Origin of the sequence: Phyllobacterium ifriqiyense, from assembly GCF_030817885.1 — a bacterium.
GTDB classification, from domain to species: domain Bacteria; phylum Pseudomonadota; class Alphaproteobacteria; order Rhizobiales; family Rhizobiaceae; genus Phyllobacterium; species Phyllobacterium ifriqiyense.
Genome location: NZ_JAUSZT010000002.1, coordinates 749,583 through 763,231 on the forward strand (window position 1 = coordinate 749,583; position 13,649 = coordinate 763,231).

At 53.4% G+C, this 13,649-nt stretch carries 8 protein-coding genes and 3 pseudogenes; 9 read left to right on the forward strand and 2 right to left on the reverse strand.

The genetic code is table 11. From position 1 onward, the window contains the following. Nucleotides 1–170: 170 nt before the first annotated feature. From QFZ34_RS05135 to repC, 9 genes and pseudogenes are all read left to right on the forward strand, one after another. Nucleotides 171–743, forward strand: a complete 573-nt coding sequence (locus QFZ34_RS05135) for a GbsR/MarR family transcriptional regulator (protein WP_115054105.1) — start codon at nt 171–173, stop codon at nt 741–743. A 2-nt stretch (nt 744–745) separates the two neighbouring features. After that, on the forward strand, nt 746–2,506 hold the full coding sequence (gene cydD / locus QFZ34_RS05140; RefSeq protein WP_307277767.1) for a thiol reductant ABC exporter subunit CydD: 1,761 nt from the start codon (nt 746–748) through the stop codon (nt 2,504–2,506). Next, nucleotides 2,503–4,191, forward strand: coding sequence for an amino acid ABC transporter ATP-binding/permease protein (locus tag QFZ34_RS05145; RefSeq protein ID WP_307277770.1), 1,689 nt, complete (start codon nt 2,503–2,505; stop codon nt 4,189–4,191). The genes cydD and QFZ34_RS05145 overlap by 4 nt, the downstream gene beginning before the upstream one ends. Before the next feature lie 69 nt (nt 4,192–4,260). Then, nucleotides 4,261–5,838: a cytochrome ubiquinol oxidase subunit I gene (locus tag QFZ34_RS05150; protein WP_307277774.1), complete on the forward strand. Its 1,578-nt coding sequence runs from the start codon at nt 4,261–4,263 to the stop codon at nt 5,836–5,838. A 6-nt stretch (nt 5,839–5,844) separates the two neighbouring features. Continuing rightward, nucleotides 5,845–7,000: pseudogene (gene cydB / locus QFZ34_RS05155) on the forward strand (cytochrome d ubiquinol oxidase subunit II). A 14-nt stretch (nt 7,001–7,014) separates the two neighbouring features. Continuing rightward, nucleotides 7,015–7,113: pseudogene (gene cydX / locus QFZ34_RS05160) on the forward strand (cytochrome bd-I oxidase subunit CydX); the annotation flags it as partial. 233 nt (nt 7,114–7,346) lie between these two features. Beyond that, nucleotides 7,347–8,549, forward strand: coding sequence for a plasmid partitioning protein RepA (repA, locus tag QFZ34_RS05165; protein WP_307277778.1), 1,203 nt, complete (start codon nt 7,347–7,349; stop codon nt 8,547–8,549). Nucleotides 8,550–8,618: 69 nt separating this feature from the next. Then, nucleotides 8,619–9,581, forward strand: a complete 963-nt coding sequence (repB, locus tag QFZ34_RS05170) for a plasmid partitioning protein RepB (RefSeq protein WP_307277780.1) — start codon at nt 8,619–8,621, stop codon at nt 9,579–9,581. 153 nt (nt 9,582–9,734) lie between these two features. Further along, nucleotides 9,735–11,025 (forward strand): annotated as a pseudogene (gene repC / locus QFZ34_RS05175) (plasmid replication protein RepC). 271 nt (nt 11,026–11,296) lie between these two features. On the opposite strand, the gene tdh reads toward repC, so the two are convergent. After that, a complete protein-coding gene (gene tdh / locus QFZ34_RS05180) occupies nt 11,297–12,331 on the reverse strand; it encodes an L-threonine 3-dehydrogenase (RefSeq protein ID WP_307277783.1) in 1,035 nt (344 codons plus the stop codon). 2 nt (nt 12,332–12,333) lie between these two features. Further along, complete coding sequence (locus QFZ34_RS05185) at nt 12,334–13,530, reverse strand: glycine C-acetyltransferase (RefSeq protein ID WP_307277785.1); 1,197 nt, start codon at nt 13,528–13,530, stop codon at nt 12,334–12,336. Nucleotides 13,531–13,649: the final 119 nt, after the last annotated feature.

The window sequence follows — 13,649 nt, forward strand, 5'->3', positions numbered from 1 at the left end:
CATCGTCAATTTGAAGCCCGGCCAGATCAAGTGATCTGGCCGGGCTTTTTTTGTTTTAACGGGCAGAGGAGCACAATCGTCGCACCTTGGCGAGTGGCGTTGAAGAAGGAGTTTTCATGTAGTATCGTTATTTCAGTAATTACTGAAATAACTGATGAGACGAAAACATGATGAACCTGCCGCCCCTTGTCCAATCTTTTGTGCTTCATTTTGGGGAAATGGGCAGTCGGTGGGGTATCAACCGGACCGTGGGTCAAATCTACGCCCTGCTTTACGTCTCGCCCGAGCCGCTGAATGCCGAGCAAATCGTTGAATCCCTGGGTATTTCCCGCTCCAATGTTTCTATGAGCCTGCGTGAACTGCAAGCCTGGAATTTGGTGTTGCTCAAGCATCTTCCAGATGACAGGCGCGATTTTTTCACGACGCCCGATGATGTCTGGCAGATTTTGAGGACGCTTGCCGAAGAGCGAAAGAAGCGTGAAGTTGACCCGACATTGTCGGTTTTGCGTGAAATCCTCATGCAGAAACCCGCAAGCGATGCTGAGCGCCACGCACAAGTGCGCATGGGAGAAATGCATAGCCTGATCGAGCAGCTGACAACCTGGTATGAAGACGTCAAGCAACTTGAAACGGATCGCCTCGCAACACTGCTCACGCTTGGCGCAAAGGTCACAAAGCTTCTGGAAGCCAAGGACAAGATCGTTTCTCTTGGCCGATCAAAACGTACCAACGACAAGGGCTGAGTATGAGCTCTTTGCACCCATCCACCATAGCGCTTTCCAGAGAAGGGTTGGCAGACACTGATGCGTCAGTGCGCCCCAATCCCGTTGATGGCGAGGCTCGGATCTGTGTAAAGAAGAATTCCGAGAATGAACGCGGTGCTGCCATTATGCAGGTACTGGCATCGCTGCTTTGGCTACCGCAGGCCGCCCTGCTGGCTAAAGGTGCAACGATCATCATCGCCGGCAGCATGGCGGAAATTCACTGGATCGTCACAGCTATAATCATTGTAGGCGTATTACGAGCACTGCTGGATGCTTTCGGCGCAAGACTGACCTTCCGCAAGGCACGGGAAACATTGTCGGAAAAAAGAAGGCAAGCAATCCTGGCATTGTCCCAGCGCTCTCCCCTCGACATCGAGAAGCCAGCATCTGGCCTCGCAGCCAGCGTCATCGCCGAACAGGCGGACGCCATTTTGCCCTATCTTGCCCGTTTCCGCCCTGCAAGGATGAAGGCCACAATCATACCCTTGGTTATCCTGATCTGCATCTTTCCACTGTCCTGGGTTGCAGGGCTGGTTTTGTTGATGGCGGCGCCATTAATCCCGATTTTCATGGCTCTGATCGGATGGCGTGCAAAGGCGGCAAGCGAGCGGCATCTGGCCGAAATGGGCGATCTGAACGCATTCCTGTTAGACCGATTGCGTGGTCTTGCGACGATACGCTCGCTCGGTGCAGTTGATTTCACAGCTCAAAGACTGCGTGCCAATGCCGATGAGCTTAGAACGCGAACGATGGCAGTTCTGCGCATCGCATTCCTGTCCTCGGCCGTTCTTGAGCTTTTTGCGGCACTGGGTGTTGCCATGGTCGCCGTCTATGTTGGGTTTCATTTTCTTGGACAGCTTGAATTCGGCGCCTGGGGCCACCGCCTTGGTCTTGGCGAAGGCCTGTTTATACTCTTGCTGGCACCAGCCTTTTTTGAACCGCTGCGTGAATTGTCAGCAGTCTGGCACGACCGAGCCGCTGGAGAGGCCGCAATCGATGCACTGGACAGCCTCTCAGTGACGGGTTTGCCCATTACGGATAATTCCAGACAGTTGCAGGTGGCGAGATGGTCAGGAGCGCCTGTGGAGCTAACGGTAGAAAACCTGTCATTTAGCCATGCAGGATCGCATTCTCCGCTATTTGATGGCCTCAATCTTGAAGTGCGCCCTGGCGAGCATATCGCACTACTGGGTCCAAGTGGCGCGGGCAAATCTACCCTGCTGGCATTGATTGCAGGATTAGCACCTGTCACGGCAGGAACAATCAGGATCGGTGATACGGTGCTTGATGCAAACACCAGTGGGATCTTGCGCGCGCGCATAGGCTGGATGGGGCAAACGCCGCATATTTTCGCAGGTACAATCTCCGACAATCTATGCTTGCACCGCCGCGGCTTGACCAAAGATGATATTGACGATGCATTGCGTGTCTCTTCCTTGCACAAAGTCGCCAATGCGCAACGCCACAATTATCTTGGCGAGGGTGGCTCAGGCTTGTCCGGGGGCGAGATCCGGCGGCTTGCTCTGGCCCGCATGGCCATTGACCGCGACGCTGGTCTAATCCTTGCGGATGAGCCGACAGCACATCTCGACAAAGCAACAGCAGATGAAATCGCAGATCGTTTACTAGCGGTTGCTGCCGGAAAAACCTTGATCGTCGCGACACATGACCCGGTGCTGGCCGCGCGCATGGGCAGGACAATCATCATTGGAAATAAGACCTGCCGGGAGGAACATCCATGACTCTCTGGCGTGTGTTTAAACCTGTTATCGGTCTCTTTTTTGCCGAACGACGCGTAATGCTCCTGGCTGGCGCTCTGCTTGCGGCGGGTACTGTCTTTGCAGGCATTGCTTTGCTGGGCGTGTCTGGCTGGTTCATTACAGCGACGGCAATTGCTGGTACCTCGGTAGCAACGGCCCTCGTTTTTGACGTGTTCGCTCCTGCGGCGGCCATAAGGTTTCTGTCGCTTGCCAGAACTGCTGCCCGCTACGGCGAGCGGTTAACAACGCACGAGGCAACGTTGGGTGTGCTTGCAGCGTTGCGTGAACGGCTCTTCAGGAACACCGCCCAACCTGGCGCAGCAAACAGATTGGCACTTCAACCTTCCCGACTATTGTTTCGGCTGACAGCCGATATTGATGCGCTGGATTCCCTGTATCTGCGGATATTGGTTCCGATGGCAGTAGCGCTCTGCACGGCTTTGGCTGTTGCCGTCGTATTTGGCGTGATGCATCCATTGCTTGGTCTGGCGGTGGCGGCTTGGCTCCTTGCAACAGGATTGGGAATTCCTGTTCTTGCAGCGCGCGGGAGTATCGTGCCAGCGCGTCGCCGCGCTTACAGGCTTGAAGCGCTTCGGTCGCGCACGATTGACGTGGTGGCGGGCCAAACCGAACTGGTTATGGCAGGGCAATTATCAGCTTTTAAAAACTCGGCTCTTACTGCAGACACGCAGCTAGCTCTGTCTGATGGCACTCTGAACCTTATCGAAACCAAGGTAGCCGCAGGTTTCGGCATTGCCTCAGCCGTTTTGCTCGGTGCTGTCTTGTACGGCGTTGCTTATCTAGCGAGCCTGGGAACTATCAGTGGCCCTGTGGCGGTGATGGGGATTCTGGTTGCTCTTGCAGCGCTGGAGCCTTTTGCCGCTTTAAGACGTGGCGCCATTGAGCTCGGCAGAACGGTCCTTGCCGCACGAAGGCTTGGACCGGATTTGGTTACCCCAGCTAACCCTCTCCCCTTGCAGGTTCCTGCGGAAAATTTGGCGGTCGAACTGCGTGAGGCCTGTGTAACCTACCCAGGGTCTGCCCTGCCCTCTTTGCAGAATGTGTCGCTGACACTTGAGCGCGGTGATCGTGTGGCCATCATTGGTGCAAGCGGTTCGGGTAAAACGACATTGCTCGCATTGCTGGCAGGTGAAATCGAAGCTGTGACCGGGATTGCAAGGGGCATTGCCTCAGCATCGCTGATCCAAAGGACGGAGCTTTTTCAAGATAGCCTGCGCGATAATCTGCTTTTGGCGGCTCCCGGCGCAACCGACCAGCATCTGCTGGACGTTTTATCGGTTGCCGGATTAGCCGAGTTGATTGCGACGCTGCCCGAGGGACTGAACACGAAGCTCGGCGAAGGCGGAATTGGCCTTTCTGGGGGACAAGGCCGACGCTTTGCATTGGCCCGGCTTTTGTTAAGTAGCGCGCCTGTCTGGCTGCTGGACGAGCCTTCGGAAGGGATCGACGGCGAAACCGCGCGCGATGTCCTGCAACGGCTGTCCGGTCAAATGAAGAAAAAGACAGTTGTCATCGCAACACATATCAGGCGGGAGGCCATGCTGGCCGATCGACTGCTGGTTCTTGTACATGGGCGTCTTAAAGCCGCGTGTCGCAAGGGCGAACCTGAATACCAGTCAATCCTCAACCGTCTGAGGCCTGATTAGACGCTTATTTCTATTGGCTCGTATGAGACGAGCCAATCAACAGGGGGTCGGATAACCCGACGCAAAGCAATGGAACTCGACATAGTAGCGCTCTCGCGCCTGCAATTCGCGATCACAGCTCTTTATCACTTTCTGTTCGTACCGCTAACGCTGGGGCTTTCTGTGCTGCTGGCAATCATGGAGACGGTTTATGTGATGACCGGCCGCGTGATTTGGCGACAGATGACCAAATTTTGGGGAACCTTGTTTGGAATTAACTTCGCTATCGGCGTGGCGACGGGCATCGTTATGGAATTCCAGTTCGGGATGAATTGGAGCTACTACAGCCATTATGTAGGCGATATTTTTGGTGCGCCACTGGCGATTGAAGGTCTAATGGCGTTCTTTCTGGAGGCGACCTTCGTTGGTCTTTTCTTCTTCGGTTGGGACAAGCTGTCCAAGGTGGGCCATCTGGCTGCTACCTGGGCCGTTGCCGCAGGATCCAACTTCTCCGCACTATGGATATTGATCGCCAATGGCTGGATGCAAAATCCGGTAGGCTCGGCATTCAACCCGCAGACAATGCGCATGGAAGTCACTGATTTCTTTGAAGTTTTATTCAACCCCGTTGCTCAGGCCAAGTTTGTGCATACGGTTTCCGCAGGCTACGTCACAGCCTCAATCTTCGTGCTGGGCGTATCCGCGTGGTATATCCTGAAGGGGCGGCATGTCGAGCTTGCCAAGCGCTCAATGACAATCGCCGCGTCATTTGGATTGGCCTCTGCTCTCTCAGTTGTCGTTCTTGGGGACGAAAGCGGATATCTTTCAACAGAGCACCAAAAAATGAAGCTGGCTTCAATCGAGGCCATGTGGAAAACAGAGCCCGCCCCGGCCGCCTTTACGGCATTCGGTTTTCCGGACCAGGAAGCGCGTGAGACACATTATGCAGTCCACATTCCATGGGTAATGGGCCTGATTGGTACGCGATCGCTGACGACGGTCATTCCCGGCATAGAAGAGCTTGTGCAACACGCGGAGGTCAGAATCCGGAAAGGCATGATCGCCTATGATGCACTTCAGAAGATTCGTGAGGTAGGCAGCACCACGACAGTTGGCGCGGATGTCCGCGAGGCTTTCGAAACAAACGGCGCCGATCTTGGTTATGCGCTGCTGCTAAAGCGTTATGTCGACGATCCAAGGCAGGCTTCTGACGAGCAGATCGCGAAAGCCGCCTGGGATACTGTTCCACATGTACCCACGCTGTTCTGGTCATTCCGTATAATGGTCGGGCTTGGCATGTTCTTCATTCTGCTGACTTTCACCTTTTTCATACTTTCTGTTCGCAGAAAGATTGATGCCTATCCTTTCCTTTTGCGTATTGCGGTTTTTTCGATTCCGCTGCCCTGGGTCGCAGCGGAGCTTGGATGGATCGTTGCAGAGTTTGGACGGCAGCCATGGATTATCGAGGGTGTACTACCCACCGCTGCTGCGGTTTCCAACCTCGGTGCCAAGTCTTTGCTTATCACGATTGCAGGCTTTGTCGTCATCTACACGACGCTTTTCATCATCGAGATGGGCTTGATGTTGAAAGCTATCAAGGGTGGACCTGAGCCAGACCATGAGCCGGAAGCCGCCCTCATTTCCACACATATTGTACCAGCGGAGTAGACGATCATGATCCTGCATCAACTTCTTGACTATGAAACGCTGCGTCTCATCTGGTGGGTACTGCTTGGAACTCTCCTCATCGGGTTTGCCGTCACTGATGGTTTTGACCTGGGGATTGGAACGCTCCTCCCCTTCATTGCGAAAAACGATATGGAGCGGCGGGTTGTCATCAATACGATTGGCCCTATCTGGGAAGGCAATCAGGTATGGCTGATCGTGGGCGGCGGCGTCATATTCGCCGCATGGCCTCCGCTCTACGCCGTCTCTTTTTCCGGCTTTTATCTTGCTATGTTCGTTATACTTGCAGCACTCATCATCAGGCCGGTGGCGTTCAAATATCGCTCCAAGAGGGAGAGCTTGCTCTGGCGCTCCGCATGGGACTGGGCTCTTTTCGTGGGTGGTTTTGTGCCGGCGCTGATCTTTGGCGTTGCTGTAGGAAACGTCATTCAGGGTGTGCCGTTCCGGTTCAACAATGAATTGCGAATATTCTATGAGGGATCATTCTTCGGCCTGCTTAACCCCTTTGCACTTTTATGCGGCGTCCTTTCTGTAGCGATGCTCGTCATGCATGGCAGTGGCGTGGCTGATGATCAAAACATCCGGACCTGTTGCAGACAGGGCGAGGCGCTGCGGAATGGTTGCGGCACCCTTGACGGTGGCGATTTTCGCTCTTGCAGGATTATTTCTCTGGTTGGGCATTGACGGGTACAGGGTAACAAGCCTTCTCGACAAGGCCGCTCCTTCCAACCCCCTGATGAAGACGATTGTAATCGAGCAAGGCGCCTGGTTCGCCAATTACAGCGCCCAGCCTTTGCTTTTGGCAGTCCCTGTTTTGGCTGTTCTTGGGGCAATCGCCGCATTTTTTGGCCTGAAGGCGAGGCGTGAAGGCACCACGATACTGTCGAGCGGCCTGTCTGTGGCATCGATCATAGCAACGGTCGGCGTTTCAATGTTTCCGATCATCCTGCCATCATCGCTCGATCCCGTATCGAGCCTCACAGTCTGGGATGCTTCATCAAGCCACCTGACACTGTTTATTATGCTGGTTGTATCGGCAATCTTCATTCCTTTGATCGTTGCCTATACAAGCTGGGTCTACAAGGTTCTTTGGGGCAAGGTGGATGAAGCAACGATTGGCGACAAAAGCGGACATGCTTATTAATCAGGAGAACTGTCATGTGGTATTTTGCCTGGCTTTTGGGATTGCCATTTGCGGCAGCCTTCGCCGTATTGAATGCAATGTGGTACGAGCTTGTCGATGACGACAAATCCCGCGTCAACATTGAGAATTCAGACGCACACTCATCTGGTTTGAGAGAGAAAGACCGATATTTACTGTAGTAAATTGTCGGCCCTTTTGTTGCCGGCGGCGTCTGTTCGCCGTTGGCGAGGGCAAAGACAGCATCTGCCACCAGGCTAATCTTCTTGCTGTCATGTGCGAATCGGAGCCTAATGGCGGTTAGCGGGACAATTGTTCTCAAAAAGCGCTATTAGAGGTTTCGGTTTCGATGAATATCGCAGTGCCTCTGCCCAAGTTCGAGTTCGATGAAAAGATACTTGATCAGGGTGCAGAGATCTCACGCCGGTTGAACCAGCTCCGGATGGAAAAATTTCCACCGGATGCCAGAAGGACTTTGCGCCAATTTTCGATGGCGGAAGTAGCGCATTATCTGGGCGTGACACAGAACAATCTCAAGCGCCTTCATCTTGAGGGCAAAGGCCCTGTGCCTGCTCAGCTATCGTCCGGGCGTCGTTTCTACACCGCCGATCAAATGCTCGACTTACGCCATTATCTTGACCGCAATGGACGGACCGGGTTTAAAAAATACGTTCCGCATCGCAGAGCCGGTGACAAGCTGCAGGTCATCGCCGTGGTCAACTTCAAGGGTGGATCGGGCAAGACAACGACAGCTGCCCATCTGTCCCAGTATCTGGCGTTGACCGGGCATCGCGTGCTTGCAGTAGATCTCGATCCTCAGGCTTCTCTCTCTGCCCTGCACGGCTTCCAGCCGGAGCTGGATCGCAACTTGTCGCTCTATGAGGCCATTCGTTACGACGAAGAGCGCAAACCCCTATCCCACATTATTCTGCCCACAAATTTCCCTGGACTCGATATCATCCCGGCAAATCTTGAATTGCAGGAATATGAGTATGATACGCCGCTGGCCATGCAGGATAGATCCTCGCGTGAAGGACGCCAGTTTTTTACCCGCATTGCTACGGCCCTGGAGGAGGTTGACGCCCGCTATGACGTCGTCATCATCGATTGCCCGCCGCAGCTTGGCTATCTGACGCTGACTGCGATGTCTGCTGCAACGTCCGTTTTGATAACGGTTCATCCTCAAATGTTGGACCTGATGTCAATGTCGCAGTTTCTCCTGATGCTCGGCGGCATTTTGAAGACCGTCAAGCAAGCCGGGGCAAAGGTCGAACTGGACTGGTTCCGTTATCTGATCACACGCTATGAGCCGTCAGATATACCCCAGGCACAAATGGTCGGCTTCATGCAGTCTATGCTTGCGGAAGAAATCCTTGCCTGTCCCATGTTGAAATCGACAGCAGTTTCAGATGCAGGTCTGACGAAGCAAACCTTGTACGAAGTCGAGAAAACCAGTTTCACCCGGTCAACCTATGAGCGGGCAATTGAATCGCTGGACGCAGTCAATTCCGAAATTGCCGCCTTGGTCCATCGTGCGTGGGGACGTAAATAATGCAGAAATTTACTGCGGTAAAAACCGACGTCTTAGGTACAGACGGACAGCTGTTTGCGGGGCAGGCAGATGGCTCGTAAAGACATTTTCCGTAGCGTTATGAACGTCACGCCAGCCAGCGACGATCGCAATGATGCCGTCTCCTATGCCGCCAGCGGCGCATCGCGCTCTATAAAAAGCTCTTTTGAAGAACTGGCAAAAGGCAGTGTCGTCAATCTTGATCCGGATGTTCTCGATGGATCATTCGTAACTGACCGGATCAATGACGATGACGACGCGCTTCAGGATCTTGTGGCAGCGATAGGAGAAAGAGGACAAGACACGCCAATTCTGGTGCGTCCGCATCCAACGGTTTCCGGACGTTATCAAATTGTCTTTGGCCATCGCCGGACCAAAGCTGCGCGTGTGCTTGGACGGCCTGTTCGTGCCATCGTCAAGCCGCTTGCAGATCAAGACCATGTCATCGCCCAAGGACAGGAAAACGCTGTGCGTTCAAATCTGTCCTTTATTGAACGCACATTGTTTGCCAAACGGCTTGCTGATCTGGGCTACGACCAGACAGTTGTGAAATCAGCACTTGCGCTCGATGCAACGACTTTCTCAAAAATGCTGACCGTATCAGGCTCGGTTCCAGAAAATATGATCCTGGCGATCGGTGCAGCCAAGGCGACGGGCAGGGACCGCTGGTGGCAACTCTCTAAGTTTTTGCAAATGCCAGGAAGCATTGAGAAAGCTTACACGGTTCTTTCCGGTGCCGAAGCAAAGTCCGCCGATGGCGATACGCGCTTCAACATGGTTTTCAATGCACTCAGCAAAGCCACGGGGCCTGTGAAGAAAAAAACATCGACTGCGCAAACCTGGCAATCGACTGACAAATCCATCAAGGTTGATATGACGAACAGCGGGCGGGCATTCACCCTGGCACTAAAAGCCAAGAATGCCTCACGCTTCGGTGCATATCTTGCCGATAACCTCGAAGAGCTCTACCGGGCCTTCAAGGAATCGGAAACTGTAGCAAAAACAGGAGATTAACCCGCAAAAGAAAAAAGCTCCCGAACGTTGCCGTCGCGGAAGCCCTTCTCATGTCTAGCAACTAGAGAATCGCATTTCCTCGAATCACTGTCAAGACTTTTTGGCGCCGTTTAAGCGAGTGGATTTCTTTTGCCTTGAAGAAGGTAAAAGACAATGCAGACCGGACATGCAGTAACGACGCCCTTCGGGCGGCGATCGCTGTCGCTTGGCATGTTGGCCACGCAAGCCTTGGCTCAGGACGTTGATTGCGAAGCATCAATCGATAAATGGAAGCTGTTTCGCAACCTGTGTGAAGCGCGGCAAAGCCTTGGCCTATCAGATCGGGCGCTGATTGTGCTCAACGCCTTGCTGACATTCTATCCGCAAACCGAATTGAAAGAAGAGCACGGCTTGGTGGTTTTCCCGTCAAATGCGCAGCTCTCACTTCGCGCCCATGGGATGGCACCCGCAACACTGCGCCGGCACCTGAGCGCTCTGGTTGAGGCCCAACTTATATTCCGCAAAGACAGCCCAAATGGCAAACGCTACCTGCGTAAAACCCGGGCTGGCGAGAACGGAGAGGCATTTGGCTTCTCATTGGCACCATTGTTGGTGCGTTCAACCGAGTTGGAAGCACTTGCCAACCAGGCAAAGACGGAGAGATGGCAGTTAAAGCTTTTGAAAGAACGTATAACCTTATTACGCCGCAACATCGTCAAGCTCGTAGAACTCGGCATGGAAGAACTGCCGCACCTTGACTGGAACAGCCATTATGGACGGTTCAGGATGGTTATAGAAGGCATTTCCAGGCGGTCGACTGCACCGGATCTGGAGCCGGCGATTGACGGACTGGAATGGCATTGAAACCGAAATACTCAGCCTGTTGGAAAACAAGGTAAATTCTCGAAAAACAAGCGGCAATGAATCTCATTTTGAGCGTCACAAACATAATTCAAATACACAACCTAAACTTGAATTTGAACCTGGCCCAGAAAATAGACCAGAGGAGAAATCCGAACCAGATTGGAGGAGCGCCGAGATAAACGCAGGGGAGAATCTGCCGGCAATAGCTGCCGCATCTGAACGCGTGGACGCGCAAATTGCGGCCCAGGACGTGAGGCCGATTCCACTCGGCCTGGTTCGGCAAGCCTGCCCGGAGATAGAAGCCTACGCCACAAACGGAATTACAACATGGTCCGATTTAATGGGGGCTGCTGTCGTGGTACGGTCGATGTTGGGCGTCAGTCCGTCGGCCTATGAAGAAGCTTGCGATATTTTGGGTCAGGAAAATGCAGCGGTTGTCGTGGCTTGTATTTTGGAGCGCGCTGCGCAAATCACTTCGGCCGGAGGATATCTGAGATCCCTTACGGGCAGAGCTTTCAAAGGAGAATTCTCGGTTTGGCCGATGCTGTTGGCTCAATTGAGAGCTCATGGCACTCACTTGAATTTGGTGCCAGATCGATAGCCGGGAATTGCCAAGTGCATATATGCCAGAAAAGGAACGATAGCGTGTCGGAAATGGCGGGGACAAATCGCCGGATCGAATAAAATGCTCATTGCGTCAAAACGGAAGGATCTTCGCAGCTTGCGCCCGATTTTATCGCGTCCTGCAAACTTTCAACGATGGCAAAATGCAGTGTTTTGCGTGACAAATTCAAACAGGCATGACGCAGGGCAGCGCTCAGCTTGACATGCTCTTGCGTGGCCTAAAAAGCCTGTTCTCAGCTGAGAACGTATTACCAGCTGAGAACGACTTTGCCGGAACTGCCCGAGCGCATGGCATCAAATCCGGTTTGAAAATCATCAATCGGGAGCCGGTGTGTGATGATCGGAGTAAGATCCAGTCCACCTTGCACAAAGGCAATCATCTTGTACCAGGTTTCGAACATCTCACGTCCATAGATGCCTTTAAGATTGAGCATCTTGAAGATTACTTTGTTCCAGTCGATCTCAAATCCGGTGGGAGCAATGCCAAGAATGGCGATCTTTCCGCCATTGTTCATCTTGTCAATCATGTCCCGGAATGCCACCGCTGCACCAGACATTTCAAGGCCAACATCAAAGCCTTCAGTCATTCCGATTTCTTGCATCACATCGGCGAGATTTTGTTTGGATGCATCGACAACATAGTCAATTCCCAACTTGGTGGCGAGCGCCAGCCGCGAAGGATTGATATCTGTAATGACGACTTTGCGGGCGCCAGAGCGTTTTGCGATGAGCGCTCCCATAATGCCGATGGGGCCAGCGCCGGTGACAAGTACGTCTTCGCCAACAAGATCGAAACTTAAAGCGGTGTGAACCGCGTTGCCGAATGGATCAAAAATGGCAGCGATTTCGTCAGGCACGTCATCAGGTATTGGAACAACATTGTACTCGGGAATGCAGACATATTCACCAAATGAGCCGGGGCGATGAACACCGACGCCTAGCGTATTGCGACACAGGTGACCACGACCGGCACGGCAGTTGCGGCAGACGCCACAGACGATGTGACCTTCGCCTGATACCCGTTGCCCTACTTTGTACTTGGTTACGGCAGAACCGACATCAGCGATTTCGCCGCAAAACTCGTGACCGACAACCATAGGTACGGGAATTGTCGCTTGCGCCCATTGATCCCAATTATAAATGTGAACGTCTGTGCCGCAAATGGCGGATTTCTTGACTTTGATAAGAACGTCATTCGGTCCCGGTTCAGGTACCGGCACACGCTCCATCCAAATCCCCGGCTGCGCCTTGGCCTTCACCAGTGCTTTCATCATGTTTGACATGTTCATTTTGCTCCAATGACGCCGAGCTCGCGCCCAACTTCTGCAAAGACTTCGATAACGCGCGCTACATCTTCACTGGTATGGGCCGCCGACATCTGGGTGCGGATACGCGCTTGACCCTTTGGCACAACAGGAAATGCAAAGCCGACGACATATACGCCCTTCTCCAGCATTCGGGCTGCCATTTCCTGAGCCAACGTTGCTTCGCCGAGCATGACCGGTATGATCGCGTGGTCAGCGCCAGCCAGCTTGAAACCGAGTTTGCTCATGTCGCGACGGAAATGTGCGGCATTCTCAGTGAGCCGGTTACGGAGTTCAGAGCCCTGTTCGATAAGATCGAATACCTTGAGCGATGCAGCGGCGATAACCGGCGCGAGCGTATTGGAAAAAAGATAGGGGCGCGAGCGCTGGCGTAGCCAGTCTATTACTTCGGCTTTGCCGGATGTGTAACCGCCCGAAGCGCCGCCAAGCGCCTTGCCGAGCGTGCCGGTGATAATATCAACCCTGCCCTCGACTCCACAATATTCTGCGGAGCCACGGCCATTCTTGCCGACAAAACCGACCGCATGGCTGTCGTCGACCATGACCATTGCACCGTACTTTTCGGCAAGATCGCAAACGCCTTGCAGATTGGCAATGATCCCGTCCATGGAGAATACGCCATCTGTCGCAATCATCTTGAAGCGGCTTCCCTCTGCCTTCTTCAGTTCTTCTTCCAGCGCGACCATATCATTATTGGCATAGCGGAAGCGCTTGGCCTTCGACAAACGCACCCCGTCGATAATTGAGGCATGGTTGAGCGCATCGGAAATGATCGCATCTTCTTCACCGAGCAGGGTTTCAAACAGGCCGCCATTTGCGTCGAAACAGCTGGAATAAAGAATGGTGTCCTCAAGACCAAGAAATCTCGAGATGCGGGCTTCAAGCTGTTTGTGTTCTTCTTGCGTGCCGCAGATAAACCTGACCGAAGCCATGCCGTAGCCATAGCGGTCAAGAGCGGCTTTCCCCGCTTCAGCAAGTTCGTCATTATCGGCAAGACCGAGGTAATTATTCGCGCAAAAATTGAGGACCTTGGCGCCGGACGCGATCTCTATCTGCCCTGCTTGCTTGGACGTGATGACGCGCTCGGATTTGTAGAGCCCTGACGTCTTCAGTCCCTCGATTTCGTTGACTAGGTGATCGATAAATGGATTGGCCATGACGGATCCTGCTCTGGGCTGGTGTTGTCAGTTCATCTCACGATCAGACAAATGTCTCAAGCCCTCGCATGAAACCTGCGGAAAACCGCACGATAAGGAACGGTTACTCGGTCATTCTG

Bases quoted from the DNA above. Each gene is read 5' to 3' on its own strand.
- QFZ34_RS05135 (WP_115054105.1), top strand. From the start codon at position 171: ATGAACCTGCCGCCCCTTGTCCAATCTTTTGTGCTTCATTTTGGGGAA.
- cydD (WP_307277767.1), top strand. From the start codon at position 746: ATGAGCTCTTTGCACCCATCCACCATAGCGCTTTCCAGAGAAGGGTTG.
- QFZ34_RS05145 (WP_307277770.1), top strand. From the start codon at position 2,503: ATGACTCTCTGGCGTGTGTTTAAACCTGTTATCGGTCTCTTTTTTGCC.
- QFZ34_RS05150 (WP_307277774.1), top strand. From the start codon at position 4,261: ATGGAACTCGACATAGTAGCGCTCTCGCGCCTGCAATTCGCGATCACA.
- repA (WP_307277778.1), top strand. From the start codon at position 7,347: ATGAATATCGCAGTGCCTCTGCCCAAGTTCGAGTTCGATGAAAAGATA.
- repB (WP_307277780.1), top strand. From the start codon at position 8,619: ATGGCTCGTAAAGACATTTTCCGTAGCGTTATGAACGTCACGCCAGCC.
- tdh (WP_307277783.1), bottom strand. From the start codon at position 12,331: ATGTCAAACATGATGAAAGCACTGGTGAAGGCCAAGGCGCAGCCGGGG.
- QFZ34_RS05185 (WP_307277785.1), bottom strand. From the start codon at position 13,530: ATGGCCAATCCATTTATCGATCACCTAGTCAACGAAATCGAGGGACTG.